Below are 17,758 nucleotides of genomic sequence, written 5' to 3' on the forward strand. Positions count from 1 at the left end.
CTACTAGAACCAACGTCTATTGAGGAACATAAGGGTTGCGAATCTTTTCAAAGCCAATAGTTGTCCGTGGGCCATGCCCTGGATAAACCTTCACTTCATCATCCATTTTGTATAGTTTGCCGCGAATAGAATCGAACAGATCTCGTTCCCGACCACCGGGTAAATCTGTGCGTCCAACCCCCATTTTAAACAGTACATCACCGGAGAATAGATCATTTCCACAAAGGAAACTTACACTGCCTGGAGAGTGACCAGGTGTATGGTACACACGGAAGGTGTGTCCGATGAACTGCAGAACTTGTCCTTCTGCCAGATCATATTCCGCAGGACCTGTAGTTAAAGGAGATGACACCTCCGGCCACATAAGTGAACCGTTCAGCTTGGGGCTGCTTAGCCATTCACTTTCAAGTGGATGTAAATAAACAGGGCATTTCTTAGCTTTACGAATTTCGTCTACACCGCCCATATGGTCAAAATGCGCATGTGTCAACAAAATAGCTTCGATTTCCATCCCTTCGATACTCCGCACTAATGCAGCTGGATTCATACCGGGATCTATAATGATACCCTTCACAGGATCCGCACCTGTCAGCAAGTAGGCATTCGTCTGAAGCGGACCTAGATTAAATGAACGTATATTTAACATCGGTCTAGAATCCGGAAATCAGACTACGCAGCTCTTTTGCGATAACTGTCTGATATTCCGTTCCTTCCCCATAGGCTTGCCCCATGGCCTTACGTGCTTCTGCGATTTTGCTGTCGTAATCAGCGGCCTCACGATCAGGATTCTCACGTTTAAACTCCCTCATAATACTCTGCACATGCTCTGGTCTAGGACCCCAATGTCCGAGCACATATCCGCCGGTGTCCGCAAAAATCACAACAGGGACAGATCTTCCACCCATGGTCAAGAAATCATCCATAAGCTCCGGATTCTCTTCCAAAATGAATACCTCTGTCTTCATTCCTGCCGTCTCCAGAATACGGAATACAGCAGGAACGTTGCGAACTACGTCTCCACACCAATCCGCTGCAAGAATAAGTACCCGCAAATCGTCGCGATGGTTCAGACTTTCGAAATATTCCTTATCGCTCTCATCTTCCCAATTAAACTTCTCATACCAGGATTCAAAAGCCTGTTGATTCTTCGTCATACTTTCTACGAATTGGCGCGGTGTTAGGCCTTTTCCAAACTTATGAGCTACATTCTGCTTCATTTTGTAGTCCCCTTTTTCTTGGATTTGTACCATTTGAACACAAAGTAAATGATGATCAGAGCGATCGCTACAAGTATAATTTCGTTGGTATACTTAGCTGCTACTTTGTCAATATCTTCCCACTTATTCCCTAAGGTCATACCCAAATATACAAATAACGCACTCCATGGAATAACAGCAAGCGTAGTCAGCAAAGTGAACTTACCTAAAGGCATTTTCGATATCCCGGCTGGAACGGAAATGGCATGGCGAACAACGGGAATAAAACGTGCTGTAAAGATTACGCCAGTCCCGTATTTATTGAACCACTCTTCTGAATGGTCAATATGCTTCTTTTGAATAAAAATATATTTCCCGTATTTCTCCAGAACAGGCCTGCCACCATAACGACCAATCCAATATACAAAAATCTGTGCGATGACTCCGCCAATCGTACCGAATAAAACGGCACCAAAAAAGTTAATATCTCCACTCCATACTAAAAAACCACCGAAAGCCAGTACAATTTCACTCGGAATGACTTCAATCATAAGTCCGATCATAATCCCAAAATACCCAAGACTCTGAATCCATTCAAACAATGTCGAGATCAGATCAGAAATAAAATGCAACCGTACTCCTCCTCCCTTTTCCGCAGAATATGGCTATGTATCAAGCGTAAACATCTTCGGCATCTATATTAAGACGCTAAGCGTTTAAACGAGAAATATAAGAATATAAAGTATTGATGCTAAACTTATGCTTTCTTATATTTTCAAAAGCTCTGCCGCTCTGCTCTATTTTCCAGTTTCTCTTAGCCTATTCTAGCACAAGCAACCTTATCACATCTACTTACAGCGGCAAGGCAGTCACCCTATTTCGATCCTCTCTTAAAAAGAGTTGGAACAAACACGTATAACCCAAAAAGGTGTGCACTTCCACCAATGAAGATGGAAATGGACACCTTTTCAGCTAAAATCTAAGAGCTAACAATTATTAGAATTTCAAGAAAAAACATTACCTTGTTAATAAGCGGTCCATCCAGCATCATGTGTCCACTCCACCTCTTGTTTGATTCGATCTATTTATCGAGTACATGCCCACAGTTAGTATTAGCATGGACAGAGGTTCAAACGCCGATAATTTCAAAGATTCGATGATACTTTTGTTTGCAGTTATAAGGAGGCGAATACACATTGACACATCATATAATAAATGGTTATTATATATTTAGATAATTACCTAAATATCGAAAGGCTGGGTGGAACATGAATGAATCTTTCAAAGCACTAGCTGACCCTACCCGTCGCCAAATCATTCGGTTACTAAAGGAGAAAGACCGAACCGCAGGTGAAATTGCCGATTTTTTCAACATGTCTAAGCCAAGCATTTCTCACCATCTGAATGCACTGAAGCATGCCGATCTCGTACAGGATGAAAGAAAAGGTCAATTCATTATGTATTCATTAAATACGACGGTTCTCGAAGAGGTTCTTGGCTGGATGCTTGAGCTAACAGGTACGGGAAAGCAAAGTCGTCAGAATACTGATTCTGAGAAGGAGGCTGATTGACGATGAAGGATTTTAAATGGAGATGGCAGGATACACTGATCGTAATTTTAGGTTTAGCTTCACTGTCTTACGCTTTAATCAATTACGGCAAGCTCCCACAGGAGCTGCCCGCGCAGTGGGGAATTACGGGTAAGGTCAACCGGTACTGGGATAAAAGTATAGCTATTCCCCTGTGGGGTATTTTAGGCATTGTGCTTCCGCTGATCATGCAGTTCACCCGCAGCATCGATCCTAAACGGGAAAATTACAAGAAGTTCGAAAATGCCTATGCCATGAGCAGACTTGCTATTGGTGTGCTTTTTAATCTAATGCTCGTGCTCACGGTTGCTTACGGTCTGGGTAAAGATATTAATGTGGGCAAAATTGCTATAGGAGCTGTCGGAGTGATGTTTATTGCGCTCGGCAACTACATGCCACAGGTAAAAGATAATTATTTATTCGGTGTTCGTACAGCCTGGACGCTCTCCAGCCCAGAGGTGTGGCGAAAAACACATCGCCTTTCCGGGAGAATGTGGATGGTCGGTGGGTTGCTTATTTTTGGGGGAGCCTTCTTGAGCGGAGTCTTGTCTCAGGTTCTTATTATTACAGCACTTGTGCTTGCTATTATTGTCCCTGTTCTGTATTCCTGGATCATCTCGCGTCAGTTAAAATCTTGAAGCTAATACACTAAGCCGCCGACTAAGGTCGTCGGCTTGTTCTGTCATATGGAACTTTCGATCATTATGCTGCTCCCCTTTGCTAGCCTCGAATTCCACTAATACTCTATACTGCCGCAAAAGCTCATTCCCCGAGGCAATACAGTTCATAGCTTCCTTTCGATTCCCTTCCGCTAACTTTTTCCGGCCCATCATAAGCATGCCTTCAATCCCTTTGACCCACTTCGCATTGTTGTATTTATCTAGTCGAAGACTTCGGCGTACCCAATATAGTGCAGCTACCGGATCATCACTGTACATCCACCGTCCAGCCATTTCCCAGCTCAAACCTGGATTCTCTGGAGAGTATTGCAAGCTCTGCCGGAGTATTCTCACGCTCTTTTCGCCCGTAAGCAGCCTAGATAATACTATAGCTGTTCTAGAAGACCGAGGATTCCACGCTAGTGATTGTTGCAGCAAACTAACCTTCTCCAAGGAATCAACCGTCTGAACTGCTTGCCGGTAGTACCTCTCTCCTTGGGCGGCCTGAAAGGACAACACGAATAGCACGAGACAAAAGGAACCGGCGACAGTAATGAGTAGCCCGCGAAAATATGGGTAGACGGAATTTAGCCGGTTCGCGGATGCGGAATGCGTAGTCTGCATATTCAAGGACGTAGAATGCATGGTCTGCAAGTTCGCGGACGACGAGAGAGCTGGCGGCAGGGTCGCGGATGCGGAGTCCATGGTCTGCAAATTCACAGACGAAGAGTGCGTGGTCTGCAAATTCGTGGATGGCGAGTGAGCTGGCGGCAGGGTCGCGGATGCGGAATGAGTTATGAGCGAACTTTTGGTTATAAAGCGGGTTATCGCAGATTGATATTCCTGCTCATGATCAGCTAACGCAAGTGCTGGCAGCCAAAAAAGCAGCAGCCAGATTAATCCGTAGCTCCAGTCAAAATCGACTGCGCTATGTAAAACGATAACCAAAAATGGCGGCAGCAGCCGCGGCACGCTCTTAGCCAGCAGCCAGCCTGCTGCTAGCAGCATAAGCAGTATGGCTGCAAGGCCGACAAATCCTAGGTTCAACAGGATGTCGAGATAACCGCTATGCACCTGGCTGCCTACATAGGGGCGAGACTGTGCGGCGAGGTATGAGCTCCGCCAAGTCTCGCCCCCGCGCCCCAGCCAAGGTGCCTCTGCCGCCAGCCGCCAGGCGTCGCGGTAGAACAGACTACGCGCGGATACCGTCGATGACGGTCCGGTGATCCGCTCGCGCACGTGCAAGAGGACGGCGCTTCCCGCCGCCGTCCAACCTGCCGCCGCCAATGCCAGCATGGCGGCTCGGGCACTGCCCGCCGCACTGCGCTGGCGGCGGCACAGCCATAGGCCGGCTAGCAGCGCGCTGGCCCAAAGCCCGGCCAGCAACAGCAGGCCGGGCAAAGGCTCTACCGCCAACCCGGCACGGGTCAGTTGGCGGTAGAGCAGCGCCGCGGCGACCACAGGCGCGGCGCCAGCGGCAAGAAGCGGCGCGATGAGCTGCCGCTTCCAGAGCAAGACGGCGGCGCAGGCGCAAGCCGCCGTCAGCCACGCGCCGCGCGACTCGCTGAGGAGCAGCGCGGCGGCGTACGGGAACAGCGGCAGCAAGCGCAGCAGCGCGGCGGCCGTGCTTACCGTTTCTAGCTGCTCCACACCTACGCGTCCATCCCCTACGTTCACGCTTACCGTTTCGCACTTTGACCATTTCTTTTCGCTCCTACGTTCCACCTCTACGCACTTTGAACCTGTCTCGTTACTCCGTAGTCCTTCCCCAGCATACTCTTGCCCTGTCTGTTTACACTCTCGCCCAATCACCCGCTCTCCTGCTACCCGCTTCTTCGCACTCTTCTGCGGAGTTACATAATAAGCAGCGGCAGCAAACAGCCGCTCCAGTAGAAAGATAGCCATCACAGCTCCAAAAGCATTAGGATATTCCATCACCCCTGCTAATCTGGCACCTGTGATGCTTACTTCCGATGAATTACTATAGGCTACAGCAAAAGGTAACTCTACCACCCCGCACACTGCCAGCAGAGCACTCATGCTTAAGAACATACCCAAAATGGACCAAGACGCAATGATAAGCTGACGCCCCACCCGATTCAACGCGCAAAAACAAACCAAAAATGCAAAGCTGGCATACAAGCCCCAACGTAACATTTCATTCATTGTTCCCTGTGCCGAAAGAGGTTCTCCTAGCCAATGAATCAGATAGAGTGATAGAACTAGCAAAGGTACGATCAGAATTATTCTCACAACTATGGGTACCCCACTTATTCCCCACACGCTGCCTTTCCACTTCCCCACTCCAATGTACAAATAAAGCAAAATCGCAGAGCACATCACAAACCATAGGACCAGAAAGGGATACATCTCCTCCGTAAAAAAAAATCCCCGCAGCAAACAAGCTCCTACTCCGGCTGCGATTACTAAGGCTGCACTAAAATATATGATTAATGAATCCAGACTCCGCGCTTTGTTAACGTTCCACATATAGATACCCCTGTAATCGTTAAGTTATCTTTATCCTTTCCACATTTCCCCTTTGCCAAAACTAGAATACAAAAAGGACGATACCTCTCCACGAAGGAGCTGCACCGCCCTAATGCTCAACATGAGCTATTTAGTTGTAAAAAGTACAATAGATCTGTTTAATTCGCTGCCTAGTTTCATTTTAATTGTATTATGTGCAACCGTTTCGCGAAAATACCGCCAAATACGGAGTATTATTCGTTTTAGAGTGTACAAAGTGCAATTAAATCCTTAAAAAGTAGCTTCAAAGCATATTCTGTTGCAAAAAATACAACTGACCTCTGATATTCGCCACTGCTTCCTAGTGTAATTGCATAATATACAACTATTTTTCGAGAATCCCGCAAGATAAGGACAATTATCCGTTTTTAAGTGTACAGAGTGCAACTAATTCATAGTAAAGCACCTTCAGAGCTTATCTAGCTGCATAAAATACAATTAAACCAATTATCCGCTCCTAAAATGTCGTGTTACCCCTCCACCGAACTTTCACCCGGAAGCAGGTCAGCGCATACGCGCTCAAGATAAGGCTTCGCCCCTATAAAGTCACGGAATGCGGTATATTCACGCCATTTGACGGAGTTATCACCACCTGAGCTCTTAACGGCGCGGATCAAAATGTTCTTAGGTGTATTCTCCAGGTCGATGAATTCCAGCAGCTGACTGCTATAGCCCATCATATCGAGTAATTTGGCACGGATGGCATCCGTAGCCAAGGCGGAGAAACGTTCCTTCAGTATCCCATGCGACAACATAGGACTCATTACTTCATTCTCAATCTGTGCGAATAATTCGTGCTGGCAGCAAGGGACAGACAGGATGACGGAGGCCCCCCAGCGTACTGCTTTTTCGAGTGCAGCATCTGTAGCAGTGTCACAAGCATGAAGCGTTATAACCATATCTACCTGATCCAGCTCATTGTACTCGGCAATGTCACCCACAAGGAACTTCAAGTGATCGTAACCGATCTTCGCAGCAAGCTCGTTACAATGCTCAATGACATCAGCTTTCAAATCTAGTCCTATAATATTGAGATCCCGCTTCTTGCGAACGGTCAGATAGTGATAAAGCGCAAAGGTCAAATACGATTTCCCACAACCAAAATCAACGATCGTCAATGGTCGCCCAGTTGGAAGATCGGCAAGTACATCCTCGACCATCTCCAAGAATCGGTTGATCTGCCGAAACTTATCATATCGTTTAGCAAGCACTTTACCTTCTCTATTCATAATGCCGAGCTCCACGAGAAAGGGTACAGGGTCCCCATCTTCCAGCACATAACGCTTACGGCGATTGTGCGCTAGATCCGGCTCTTCTTTTTTAGTGGGAGACTTGGTAAGGATCGACACTTTAAATTTTTTGCTAATCAGCACCTGATAATCCGCTTCTACTGTACATAGCAGACCTTGGCGGAATGTCTCTCTGAATAGAAGAGTCATTTCCTCCGCAGCTAATTCAGCCGGTACGTTCCGATGTTCAACCTTTGTACCAATATAAGATGCAAACTGATAATGCAGCTTACCCTTTAGTTCAATAGGTTTAACCTGTACTTTCGTACAAGTCTCCCCTTTATAACGTACTTGGCTTAAGGTTGCCATAATCAAAGTACGGTCACTTATCAGTTGTTCAATAAGAGCTGTTAAAGATTCCACAACGCACATCTCACTTTCGGGATTAAAAATGGAGAATCTATGTCTCCTAACCATCATCGTTTCATTATATCACGGCTCTACAAGAGGTATCCTAGCAGGGCTTCACATGCAGCTCTCCACTAACGATAGTTATTGCTCGGCCAGACATCTTAATCTGATCTTTGCTTACCTCAAGTTGAAGCAAACCTCCCCGTTCGGAAGCCTGATAGGCGGTCAACTGCGTACGGTTGAGTCGACTAGCCCAAAAAGGTGCCAGCGCAGTATGCGCTGAGCCTGTGACCGGATCCTCATTTACCCCCATCTTCGGTGCAAAGAACCGTGACACACAATCTATGCCTTCCGTGGAGCTAACTGCAGTTACCGCGAAAGCTCTCCCTTCAAGTCGGGATAAAGCCCCGAAGTCTGGGCTAAGTTCGCGAACTAAGGATTCCTGATCAAGTCGCACAAGCACATTGTCCGCATATAACATAGTTTCCACTACATTTGCCTCTGTAATACCAAGTGCTTCTGTAAGACCCGGAATTGTAGGAGAAGCCTTAAGCTCATAAGGCGGAAAGTACAGTGAGATCAGATCCCCTGCACGAGAAGCTCTAAGCAACCCGCTGCGTGTATAGAATCTAGCCTCCACATCGGGGTCCAGCAATCCCGCTCCCCACAATACATGTGCACTAGCTAGAGTAGCATGACCACATAAATTAACCTCAGTCTTGGGCGTGAACCAACGCAGGCGATATCCATCATTCTCTGGCCAGAGAAAGGCCGTCTCTGACAAATTCATTTCTGCTGCTGTCTTCAGCATGAATACCTCATCAACTGGATGCTTCAGCAAGCATACTGCCGCCGGGTTTCCTGAATAAGCTTTTCCTGCAAAGGCATCGATAATAAATAAAGGTGTATTCACTAGGCTTCCGACTCCCTCCGAACTTCTGTGATCCGGCTCCACTCTTTCCATCCTTGTTCCACTTCATGTATAGGAAGCGAGCCTTGTTCCAATTCTTCCGGTGATTTAAGCAGCAGCCGTCTGTACAATTGATCGCCTTCCAGCGAGACATTCTCCCCCTGCTCCCATAGTCGATACAGACTGTCCTCCGCTCTGCTGTAATGCCCGATGGACTCCATATAAACTAGCAGCAGCCGTTCCGTCTTGGCCGGGAGACGATATGCTTTGACTTCCTCCAGGAGTTCATCGATATCAGCTGTCATCTGCAGCAGTTCTCGATCAGCGCCGTGCAAATCTGCGTACAAGTATAAATGCAGTGCCCTCATGCTTCTGAATAGCGCTGCATCATGATCACCGCTAGCAGCATAAATGCTGCCCTCTTCCTTAAGCAGTTTGGCAACACCTTGAAGCTTATCTGACTCCAACACCCCGTTAAAACGGAACATATCTATGATATCTTCTACAGATAGTGAGTTTAAAAGACGTGAGTTCAGTGGAAAATGTCGGTTCAACAGCTCATCAATTTCCCATAAGGCTTCCGTTGTCTTCCGCTCCTGCTTCAGCGTTAGAACCTTTGCAACCATCGCCGTCATATCTTCGATCATCCGGACAATATAGTCTCTTCGGAACATGAACTTCCCCCTTTTCCATACTGTAACTGTAAAGCTTGTGTATCCGGCTATTATATATGTTCTATTCATTTATCTTAAACCATTGCACTTCGCTATGCCACTAAAGCAATTATAAGAAAAGGAATGATCAAGACCCTTCTTCTTATTGACACAAAATGCCAAGTTAAAATATACTTGACCCCACCAATCAAGGATGAATACATAGGAGGCAATACCTATACATGATCTCTGCAAATACTACTGAATCTAAAAGCCGTAACCCATTCCGGGGATTCGCTGCTCCATTTGCGGAATCACGTGCTTTCCCTTTTCTATGGCTAGGTCACTTGATTTCATTTCTAGGAAGTTCAGTTACGATGGTTATTTTACCTGTCTTAGTCTATTCCTTAACTGGATCTACAACGATTATGGGCATCGTAATGGCCGTCTACATGCTGCCAAATATAATAATGCTTCCTATCTCTGGCCATATCGTAGACCGCTATGACCGTGTAAAGATTATGATGCTGGCTGATATTGCTCGGTTCTTAATCATGCTGGCAACTGCCGCTCTTTCTTTGATCGGGGTTTTGACAATCCCGCTTCTACTTGTATTGGTAGGCTTTTATGGTTTGCTTGATGGTCTGTTTCAGCCTGCTTATGCAGCAGTCCGTGCAACAATCTTCACGCCAAATATTCGTGTTGCCGCTAATGCGCTAACTCAAATGACTACTCAGACCGTACGCCTTATTGGTCCTGCCCTTGGCGGGATATTGATTACTCATTTATCGGCTGGTGTAGGATTTGGGATGGATGCTTTTACTTACTTAATGTCCCTAGTCTGTCTGATTTATTTACGAAAAGTACTACTCAACAAATCAAATTCCGAAATAGCTAAGCCCCCTACATCATCTATTGCACAGCCCTTGGAATCTTCTCCGAATTGGAAACAGGATTTCATGGAGGGGATCGCGGTATTGCGGAGTCAGCCTTGGTTGTGGATTACGATTTTGGCTTTTTCATTCATCAACATTTGTTATGCCGGTATTACAAGTATTCTTGTACCTTGGCTTTTTAAAGTGCATCATGGCTGGGAGCCCTATATTTATGGACTTGCAGTCACTTTCTCAGGAGTAGGTGCGATTATTGGAGGACTGCTGTTCGGCATGAGACCCAAGTGGAATCATCGAGGGTTCATGGCTTACGGAGGTGCTTTCCTAAGCGGTCTGGCGCTACTACTTCTCCCCTTTGCTCCGAACGCCATTAGCGCAATTGCCCTATTTGCTCTCGAAGGCTTCGGTCTAATGATCTTTGGGCTCATTTGGGAGATTAGTCTGCAAGAGCTCGTACCTCAGGAAGCATTCGGCCGTGTTGCTAGTCTAGATCTGCTAGGCTCCTTCGCGCTGCTGCCCATTGGGTATATCCTTGTAGGCTGGTTGGCTGACCTCATTGGAGGCGTAACAACCATAGCTATCTTTGCCGGACTAGGGATGACATGTATTGGGGTGGTGTTAAGCGTTCCCTCCATCCGCAAATTTCAATAGTCTCCCAAGATGAAACGACATTGTCGTACTTTAGAGATATAATAAATTATTTTTCAGAAAAAGAGGCAGCCCACGCCAGTTACTTTGACGCGGAGCTGCCTCTTTTTTGAATTATTATTTCAGCGATCACGAATGGCTGTTAATACTAACCGTAGCTTGGGTGAATTCCTTGATAACCTCAGCTAACCGTTCAGGAGCTTCAAAGAGGCTCATGTGGCCTGCTCTAGAAATCGTAGCTTGCGTTATATTTGGTTTATCCGAAGTAAAGGTACGCTCCGCAGGAATCAGTCCATCCTGCTCGCCAGCAACAAGAAGTACCGGCAACGTGGTAGCTGTGATCACATCACGTCGATCCGGACGCTCGCGCATCGCCAGTGCAGCTCCCGCTGCTCCTTGTGGAGGTGTTTTGTAACCAATTTCTTTTGCTCGCTCCAGCAAGTGCGGTGATGTAGAAGCGGTTGCTTTAGCAAAAATCCCCGGGACAAAGCTGTCCACAAAAGGAGTAATACCTTCATTTTGAATCCTGCTGACACTTTTCAATCGATTCTCCCGAGCTTCTTCACTATCCGGATATGCCGTAGAATGGATTAATCCGAAGCCCTTCAATCGAGAGGCATACCGCTGCGCGAACGAAAGTGTAATATATCCACCAAGTGAATGTCCCAGCATGGTGCATTCAGAAATTTCCAGTGTATCTAACAAGCCCAGAACATCGTCTGCCATTTGTTCAATAGTATAGGGGCCTAGTGGAGCCTCAGAAGCTCCATGACCACGTAAATCGGGAGCAATCACTCGGTAGTCGCTGCTTAAGATGGGAATGACTTGTTCCCAGTATTCAGCACTTCCGCAAAAGCCATGCAGTAATACAATAACCTCGCCTTTCCCCTGATCACTGTAGCAAATATTGCTTCCGTCACAACGTACTCTTTCCATGGCTGCTTCCCTCTTTCCAAAATACTAAGATATATTAACTAATATCTATTATTAAGCAAAACAGCTCTCCTTGAAACCGGCATCGTATTCTTAATACCCAATTCCAAACCCTTTTGCTGCTGCGGCGGCAATTTGTTCAGCCATAACCATAACTCTATGTAGTGGAGTCGTCTGCAGCGTCCGATAGGGTTTTGGACCGTTGATATCTACAATCGCCGCCAAGCTATAATGCCCCACTGCGGGAAGGCATGCCCCCACTGATTGTGCTGGCTGAAGCGGCTCATTCGAAACGAAGAAATAACCGAGAGCTACTGGTGGTCCTAGGCAGGCATCCACAGCAATAATGATATGCTCCGATGGAATCTCAGCTACTCTGGCCATCAAGTTATCTGCATCGCAAGGAGATGGCAACGTACCGATTACGTGTGGAAAGCCATATTCCAGAAGTTTGCTCCCTGTTAACGGACCGAGGGCATCACCTGTAGAACGATCCGTTCCGATACACAGAAACGTGACTTTCTCAGCGGAATGCAGTGCAGCAATTTCCATAAAAAAGGACACCAATCCTACATCGACCAATTTGCTTCGTTTTCCGCTTCCCTGTTCTCTAATTGCCAATACCTTTCCTCCCTTCGATGATATTTTTGATTTCATGCCTTTAATTTAACATGATTTCTGTGGGCTCGACAAAAAAATGGTGATCAAGCTCACAATCATGGTAAAATACATGGATCAGTATACAGAGAGGATGTTAATAACCTATGGATTTAACACAACCTAGTCAGGAAAATGTTGAATATATGATCGAGGCCATCAAGAACAAGCTGAAAATGGCTAGCGCTGCAGCAATGCAAGCCTCTGCTTTTTCAGTAGATAAATATGAGGATATCTTCGATGTCTATGAGGTAGCCATGAGCAGCGATAGACTCAGTATTTCTCAGGTGGAAGCGCTCGTCTCTGAACTCGGACGCCTACGTCAGAAATAATTGATCTGCAGGTAAATAAAAGAGCCTCTCGCTTATGTATCCAGAGGATGGATACGTAGTCGAGAGGCTCTTTCCCTATGCGCTTATTTTATGAAATGAAGCTGGAATTCTGTATCGGCATGGCCTACCCGTGTACCACCGTCATTGTAGATCACACCTGAAAATGCATGACGCAGCTTTTCCAAAGTATTTTTCTGACTGTATCCAATCTGATTTAGAATCCCCTGTACAATAAGTCCCCACTCTTCTTCTGATCCATCCAGAATCTTAAAGGCAATACCCAGTCGTTCACGGCGCAAGCCGAAGCAATATACGCCCTTAAATCCACCCTTAGCAATAATATTATCATCTTCTAAAAGAATTGAATCGAGTCGTCCGTGACCAGAAACCATTTCCGGATGTGCATTCATCGCCGCCGTAATCGTAGAAACCGCCTTGCGGGTAGCCTCGTCAGCAATTAAATCAGGATTGGCTAATTTCAAATACGCGGTCGCCAAAGCTGTCAAAGGCATAGCAAATACCGGCAGACCGCATCCGTCCGTACCTAGACCAATACTGTCTGGGGCTACGCCAGCCATATAAGCAATGGTATCTATAATCTCACGCTGAACCGTTTGCTCCGGCTGTGAGTATTCCTCAAGTGGCAGCCCTTTGAGCTTACTATACGATAAAATCCCCATATGCTTGCCTGCACAGTTATGATAGAACTTTCTTTTGCCCGCGCCGCGAATGGCATTCTCTCTACTCGTATAATCCAGTGGATAGCTTGTGGCACATATCATTTGTTGCTCATCGATGCCAATCTTGGAGGAAATGCTCTCAAGCGCGGCAACATGATAGCTCTCTCCTCGGTGCGAAGCAGTCATTAGGGCAATCTCAGCGGGTGTAAAACCATAATGCTCCGCGATTCCTCCACGTATGCCTGGAATAGCCTGAAGTGGTTTGGCCGCTGAACGAGTAAAGGATACAAACTCAGGATCACCTGCATATCCCTTCACATCACCATTTTCTCCTACGATAGCAATATGTCCACTATGGACACATTCCAGTAAATCCGACCGATACTCTCGTACTAATACTGTTTCCACTGTATCTCTCCCTTTTCTCTAGATGCTATAACTCACAAGGATTTTATTAATATTCCACATTTAATAAATGCTAGAAAATAACCCCGTGCTCCGGGGATTTATTTGTACGCACATACTCCCTTAAGTGTTAGTTCCATGAGGAATTCTACTCCTATTTTCATCATTCTTCAATCCTCTCCACACTAAGAAGATTTTAGTAACCACCCAAAATCAATTCCATAAGCAATAAATTCTAATGACAGGTACACAGCATGCAGCTTTCAAAATTAAAAAAACACTCCCTCCTCAGATTCTTACTCTTCTGAAAAGGAAGTGGTTTTCATGGAATTCAGTACTGCTGTAAAGAGGAGTGCAAATCGAACTAACCCTTGCTTGCACCCGCGGTCAGACCATCCACCAAAAAACGCTGAAGGAAAATGAACAGCAGCGTGACCGGCAGAGCAACCAGCACCGCTCCAGCGGCGAACAACGTGAATTCGGTCGAGTTGCTTTGATTCACCATCCGGAAAAGCCCGACAGCTAGCGTCCTCGTCTCTTCCGTACGTAATACAAGGTCAGCGAAAATGAAATCCACAAAGCAGCCGTTAAATATCATTAGACTGGCATAGGTAAGCATTGGTTTGGACAGCGGGATCATTATAGAGAGAAAAACTTTCATATGGCTCGCCCCGTCCATCCGCGCAGCATCTTCCAGACTTTTGGGAATGGTATCAAAAAAACCTTTAGCCACAAATACATTCGTGATAATGGCCCCGCTGCTGTATACAAGCACAAGCGCCCAGTGGGAATTCAGCAGCCCAAGTGTATTCAGCAGCACGTAAACTGCAATCATAGCCATAAATCCCGGAAACATTTGTAGAACTAGGAGCGCGGTCAGTGTCGTTTTTCTGCCCGTGAATCGATAACGAGAGATGGCATACGAAGTTAACAGCAGCAGAAAGGTACCAAGTAGCGTAGACAGCACTGCAACCTTTAGCGTATTCATGAACCATATCAAATATTTAGTCTGTTCAAACAGTTCCTTGTAATGAATGATGGTAAATTGTTTAGGAATCAAAGAGTCACTGAACAGGCTGTTTCCTGTCTTGAAAGAAGACATAATAATCCAGAAAGCCGGGAAAAGACTAATAAAACTAAGTACAATTAGCAGCAAATGGGTTCCAATCGTTTTTAACGCTTCCGACAGTTTTGGCTTCATGCAATCATATCCTCCTCTTTGTAGGATCGCGTTCGGCGGTAGCTCCAAATGGAGAAGGTCGCGACCAGCAGGAAGATGACAATTCCGATGACAGAGGCAAAGCTGTACTGTGACTGGTTAAGCGCCAGTTTGTAGAGCCAAGTCACCAGTAGATCGGTATGGCCCGCGTACTGGTAATTAGGATTAACCGGTTCTCCATTTGTCATTAGATAAATGACGTTAAAGCTGTTAATGTTACCGGCAAACTGCATGATCAGGATTGGAGCGGTAGCGAACAGTACCATGGGTAGTGTGACCATGCGAAATTTGTAGAATGCCCCAGCGCCATCCACCTCAGCCGCCTCGTACATATCTCTTGGAATCGTTGTCAGTACCCCAAAGGCTAAAATCATGGTAACGGGAATCCCGATCCACATATTAGCCAGAATAACTGTAACCTTGGCCCAGAACGGATCGGTCAGCCATGCCACCCCGTCCAGTCCCATAGCTCTTAAATAACTATTAATCGGTCCAAACTGATTATTGAACATATTGCGCATAACGAGCAGAGAAATCATATTAGGGATGGCGAAGGGAACGATCAGAAGAGTGCGCCAAAGCTTTTTACACCGAACACGGGGTTGGTGAATAAGCACAGCAACGAGCACTCCCCCAATGTAAGTCGTCACGGTGGCAATTACCGCCCAGATCAGTGTCCAAGTTAGCACGCCGCTAAAGGTAGAACTCCAAATATCCAGACTAAGCATCTTCTTAAAATTTCCGAATCCTACCCAATCCACCAGATGCGCGGGCGGAAGAATCGGGTCAGCATAGTTCGTAAATGCCAAGAGCACTGAAAAAACAAGCGGTAATATTGTCAGAAAAACTACAGCTACAAAAGGTATCGCGAGTACGAGATATGCGAAATTCCTGCGGCCCATATGTCTGAGCGACTCAACAAATGAATGAATAGGCTCCTTCCCTTCCCGCGCAGCTCCAACCAGGAAGGCATCTCTAATATTCAGGACATGAAAGGCTGAGTAAAAGAGCAATGCCAATAAAGCTATCAAACCGTCAATCATCATAAAAATGGAGTGATCACCTTCCACCATCCGGGTCAGCTTCCCAACCTTCACCATACGGCTAGGAAATTCACCAAGTGTGCTCAAACCACGTAAATAACCAATCAGATCATGAAAGATAAAATAAATCCCGATAGACCCCACCAGCAGAAATACCAATCCTTTTAGCCACTGGCGGTTATAGAACTGGCCCAGTCCCGGAACGACTACCGAGAGTAACGCTGCGCCTGTTTTTTTGTGCATAGGTCAAATCACCCGTCCTTTACTTCGACGCCAGATCAGCTTGAATCGTTGATACTGTCTGATCTAGTGTCTTCTTGACATCAAGACTTGGGTCGTTCCACAGGGATACAAATGCTGCCTTTAGCGGGTCCCACACAGATTTGATTTCCGAAATGGAAGGCATCGGCACAGAGTGTTGGAACTGCTCGAAGATTCCACTGATAATTGGATCATTTTTGATTTGCGGCGCTTCTCCAGCTTCAATGCTCGCTGGAATGGCCCCCGTCATTTCAAAGTTTTTGAGCTGATTCTCCTTGCTGCTTGCAAAATTTGCGAACAAGCGGCCAGCGATTGGATAAGCCGTATAGGAATTAACATAATACGATTTGACCCCAGAAAAAGAAATGCTGTCCTGTCCGTCAGGTCCTTTTGGAAGTGGCGCCACACCCAGGTTCACATGATCCTTGAATGCCGATATGGACCAAGGCCCGTCAATGTTCATCGCCAGCTTACCTTCCTGAAACAATTGGGTTTTAACGTCATAGGTGATGTCCCCCGCATTCAATGGCAGAATTCCTTTTAAGCTCTGAAGAAAGGTAAATCCTTTGACAGTACCTTCGTTATTTAATCCGATATCCTTGGTATTTGTATTGTTATCACCGTAGATGTATCCGCCGAAGCTGCCGATGAATGGATAACTGTAATACCCTACGAATTCCCACATGATCGCAAATTTGTTCTCCTTCGGCTTGTTATACGTGTTGGCAAAAGCAACCACATCATCCCAGGTTTTTGGAGCCTCAGGGATCAGGTCCTTGTTGTAGAAAAGTGCATAGGTCTCTACCGATTTAGGATAGCCGTACAGGATGCCGTCATAAGTCGATGCTTGAATCGCTGTCTCCACCATCGTTGATTTCGTCTCTTCCTCAAACACATCATTAGGCAACAGTAGCCCCGCTTTTACAGCCTGACCGATTTGGTCATGCGGAAGAGTCAGCACATCGGCTGCTAGTTTGGACGGGCCGTCCGTTGCCAGCCTTGCACCCTGATCTCCACCCGCCAACTCTTCAACCGTGACTGGAACGCCGTATTTTTTTTCGAAATCAGCGGCCAACTGCTTCATGTATTCAACCTGCTCCTTGGCTTCCCAGACCATCAATTTGGCCCCCGCTTCCGGTTTCAACTCCTCTTCGGCGGGATCTGTCTGATTTGTGGTTCCCCCTGGCTCGTTCACTGCGGAATTCGGGCTTGAGTTCGGCTCTGCCGTAGAGTTGCCATTGCCTGAACTGCAAGCCGTAACTGTCAAAGCCAACAGCAGACTCAGGACCAAACTAAATGACACCGTTTGCATTTTAGAACGTCTACTCTTCTTCATTTGCTCATCTCCCCTTTATTCATGAGTGATCAGACCTAACACACATAGAAAAAATAAGCATACAAAAAAGGTACAACCTCATTTGCACAAAGTGCCGAGGTTGTACCCTGTCAGGTAACATTGCCTTTAATTTGTATGCGTGTTATGAAAAATCAAGTTCATTCGCCCTCATTCT

17 protein-coding genes are annotated in these 17,758 nt (G+C 46.3%); 4 read left to right on the forward strand and 13 right to left on the reverse strand.

The window, feature by feature from the left end; translation table 11 throughout:
* Nucleotides 1-16: 16 nt before the first annotated feature.
* The 3 genes from NSU15_RS26435 to NSU15_RS26445 are packed head-to-tail and all read right to left on the reverse strand — an operon-like array spanning nucleotide 17 to nucleotide 1,828.
* Entirely contained in the window at nucleotides 17-646 is a 630-nt protein-coding gene (locus tag NSU15_RS26435; protein WP_339288128.1) for an MBL fold metallo-hydrolase, read from the reverse strand.
* A gap of 4 nt (nucleotides 647-650) precedes the next feature.
* Nucleotides 651-1,217: a thioredoxin family protein gene (locus NSU15_RS26440; RefSeq protein WP_339288129.1), complete on the reverse strand. Its 567-nt coding sequence runs from the start codon at nucleotides 1,215-1,217 to the stop codon at nucleotides 651-653.
* Nucleotides 1,214-1,828, reverse strand: coding sequence for a DedA family protein (locus NSU15_RS26445; protein WP_042131027.1), 615 nt, complete (start codon nucleotides 1,826-1,828; stop codon nucleotides 1,214-1,216). The genes NSU15_RS26440 and NSU15_RS26445 overlap by 4 nt, the downstream gene beginning before the upstream one ends.
* Before the next feature lie 636 nt (nucleotides 1,829-2,464).
* On the opposite strand from NSU15_RS26445, the gene NSU15_RS26450 reads away from it, so the two are divergent.
* Both NSU15_RS26450 and NSU15_RS26455 read left to right on the forward strand, forming a co-directional pair.
* Nucleotides 2,465-2,767, forward strand: coding sequence for an autorepressor SdpR family transcription factor (locus tag NSU15_RS26450; protein WP_042131028.1), 303 nt, complete (start codon nucleotides 2,465-2,467; stop codon nucleotides 2,765-2,767).
* Between the two features lie 2 nt (nucleotides 2,768-2,769).
* Nucleotides 2,770-3,423: an SdpI family protein gene (locus NSU15_RS26455; RefSeq protein WP_339288131.1), complete on the forward strand. Its 654-nt coding sequence runs from the start codon at nucleotides 2,770-2,772 to the stop codon at nucleotides 3,421-3,423.
* Here NSU15_RS26455 and NSU15_RS26460 read toward each other — a convergent pair.
* The 4 genes from NSU15_RS26460 to NSU15_RS26475 all read right to left on the reverse strand — a co-directional run bounded on the left by NSU15_RS26460 (nucleotide 3,412) and on the right by NSU15_RS26475 (nucleotide 9,197).
* Nucleotides 3,412-5,934: an O-antigen ligase family protein gene (locus tag NSU15_RS26460; RefSeq protein WP_339288133.1), complete on the reverse strand. Its 2,523-nt coding sequence runs from the start codon at nucleotides 5,932-5,934 to the stop codon at nucleotides 3,412-3,414. The two genes, NSU15_RS26455 and NSU15_RS26460, sit on opposite strands and share 12 nt — an antisense overlap.
* Nucleotides 5,935-6,443: 509 nt before the next feature.
* Nucleotides 6,444-7,634 (reverse strand): SAM-dependent methyltransferase, encoded by a 1,191-nt coding sequence (locus tag NSU15_RS26465; protein ID WP_339288134.1) that lies wholly within the window; start codon nucleotides 7,632-7,634, stop codon nucleotides 6,444-6,446.
* An 82-nt stretch (nucleotides 7,635-7,716) separates the two neighbouring features.
* Nucleotides 7,717-8,526 carry a PhzF family phenazine biosynthesis protein gene (locus NSU15_RS26470; RefSeq protein ID WP_339288136.1) on the reverse strand — a complete coding sequence of 270 codons (810 nt, stop codon included), beginning with the start codon at nucleotides 8,524-8,526 and terminating at the stop codon, nucleotides 7,717-7,719.
* Complete coding sequence (locus tag NSU15_RS26475) at nucleotides 8,526-9,197, reverse strand: DUF6483 family protein (protein WP_339288137.1); 672 nt, start codon at nucleotides 9,195-9,197, stop codon at nucleotides 8,526-8,528. The genes NSU15_RS26470 and NSU15_RS26475 overlap by 1 nt, the downstream gene beginning before the upstream one ends.
* 221 nt (nucleotides 9,198-9,418) lie before the next feature.
* Between NSU15_RS26475 and NSU15_RS26480 the strand changes: the two genes are divergently transcribed.
* Nucleotides 9,419-10,720 (forward strand): MFS transporter, encoded by a 1,302-nt coding sequence (locus NSU15_RS26480; protein ID WP_042131033.1) that lies wholly within the window; start codon nucleotides 9,419-9,421, stop codon nucleotides 10,718-10,720.
* Between the two features lie 126 nt (nucleotides 10,721-10,846).
* Here the strand turns inward: NSU15_RS26480 and NSU15_RS26485 are convergent, their stop codons facing one another.
* Nucleotides 10,847-11,653 (reverse strand): alpha/beta hydrolase, encoded by an 807-nt coding sequence (locus NSU15_RS26485; RefSeq protein ID WP_339288140.1) that lies wholly within the window; start codon nucleotides 11,651-11,653, stop codon nucleotides 10,847-10,849.
* Between the two features lie 90 nt (nucleotides 11,654-11,743).
* Nucleotides 11,744-12,271: a spore protease YyaC gene (gene yyaC, locus NSU15_RS26490; RefSeq protein WP_339288141.1), complete on the reverse strand. Its 528-nt coding sequence runs from the start codon at nucleotides 12,269-12,271 to the stop codon at nucleotides 11,744-11,746.
* Nucleotides 12,272-12,414: 143 nt separating this feature from the next.
* Here yyaC and NSU15_RS26495 point away from each other — a divergent pair, with 143 nt between their 5' ends.
* Nucleotides 12,415-12,639: a DUF1128 domain-containing protein gene (locus NSU15_RS26495; RefSeq protein WP_042131036.1), complete on the forward strand. Its 225-nt coding sequence runs from the start codon at nucleotides 12,415-12,417 to the stop codon at nucleotides 12,637-12,639.
* 83 nt (nucleotides 12,640-12,722) lie between these two features.
* Here NSU15_RS26495 and NSU15_RS26500 read toward each other — a convergent pair whose 3' ends face one another.
* The 4 genes from NSU15_RS26500 to NSU15_RS26515 all read right to left on the reverse strand — a co-directional run bounded on the left by NSU15_RS26500 (nucleotide 12,723) and on the right by NSU15_RS26515 (nucleotide 17,583).
* A complete protein-coding gene (locus NSU15_RS26500) occupies nucleotides 12,723-13,727 on the reverse strand; it encodes an asparaginase (protein ID WP_339288143.1) in 1,005 nt (334 codons plus the stop codon).
* 361 nt (nucleotides 13,728-14,088) lie between these two features.
* Entirely contained in the window at nucleotides 14,089-14,925 is an 837-nt protein-coding gene (locus NSU15_RS26505; RefSeq protein WP_076120269.1) for a sugar ABC transporter permease, read from the reverse strand.
* Nucleotides 14,922-16,229, reverse strand: coding sequence for an ABC transporter permease subunit (locus NSU15_RS26510; RefSeq protein ID WP_339288145.1), 1,308 nt, complete (start codon nucleotides 16,227-16,229; stop codon nucleotides 14,922-14,924). Before NSU15_RS26510 ends, NSU15_RS26505 begins: the two co-directional genes overlap by 4 nt.
* Nucleotides 16,230-16,248: 19 nt before the next feature.
* Nucleotides 16,249-17,583 carry a maltose ABC transporter substrate-binding protein gene (locus NSU15_RS26515; RefSeq protein ID WP_339288147.1) on the reverse strand — a complete coding sequence of 445 codons (1,335 nt, stop codon included), beginning with the start codon at nucleotides 17,581-17,583 and terminating at the stop codon, nucleotides 16,249-16,251.
* Nucleotides 17,584-17,758 lie beyond the last annotated feature (175 nt).

This window comes from Paenibacillus sp. FSL E2-0201 (genome assembly GCF_037963325.1).
Lineage (GTDB): Bacteria > Bacillota > Bacilli > Paenibacillales > Paenibacillaceae > Paenibacillus_AQ.

Coding starts and splice junctions, on each gene's coding strand:
- NSU15_RS26440 (WP_339288129.1), bottom strand. CDS start 1,217: ATGAAGCAGAATGTAGCTCATAAGTTTGGAAAAGGCCTAACACCGCGC.
- NSU15_RS26450 (WP_042131028.1), top strand. CDS start 2,465: ATGAATGAATCTTTCAAAGCACTAGCTGACCCTACCCGTCGCCAAATC.
- NSU15_RS26515 (WP_339288147.1), bottom strand. CDS start 17,583: ATGAAGAAGAGTAGACGTTCTAAAATGCAAACGGTGTCATTTAGTTTG.
- NSU15_RS26435 (WP_339288128.1), bottom strand. CDS start 646: ATGTTAAATATACGTTCATTTAATCTAGGTCCGCTTCAGACGAATGCC.
- NSU15_RS26495 (WP_042131036.1), top strand. CDS start 12,415: ATGGATTTAACACAACCTAGTCAGGAAAATGTTGAATATATGATCGAG.
- NSU15_RS26465 (WP_339288134.1), bottom strand. CDS start 7,634: ATGTGCGTTGTGGAATCTTTAACAGCTCTTATTGAACAACTGATAAGT.
- NSU15_RS26510 (WP_339288145.1), bottom strand. CDS start 16,229: ATGCACAAAAAAACAGGCGCAGCGTTACTCTCGGTAGTCGTTCCGGGA.
- NSU15_RS26460 (WP_339288133.1), bottom strand. CDS start 5,934: ATGTGGAACGTTAACAAAGCGCGGAGTCTGGATTCATTAATCATATAT.
- NSU15_RS26485 (WP_339288140.1), bottom strand. CDS start 11,653: ATGGAAAGAGTACGTTGTGACGGAAGCAATATTTGCTACAGTGATCAG.
- NSU15_RS26475 (WP_339288137.1), bottom strand. CDS start 9,197: ATGTTCCGAAGAGACTATATTGTCCGGATGATCGAAGATATGACGGCG.
- NSU15_RS26505 (WP_076120269.1), bottom strand. CDS start 14,925: ATGAAGCCAAAACTGTCGGAAGCGTTAAAAACGATTGGAACCCATTTG.
- NSU15_RS26480 (WP_042131033.1), top strand. CDS start 9,419: ATGATCTCTGCAAATACTACTGAATCTAAAAGCCGTAACCCATTCCGG.
- NSU15_RS26455 (WP_339288131.1), top strand. CDS start 2,770: ATGAAGGATTTTAAATGGAGATGGCAGGATACACTGATCGTAATTTTA.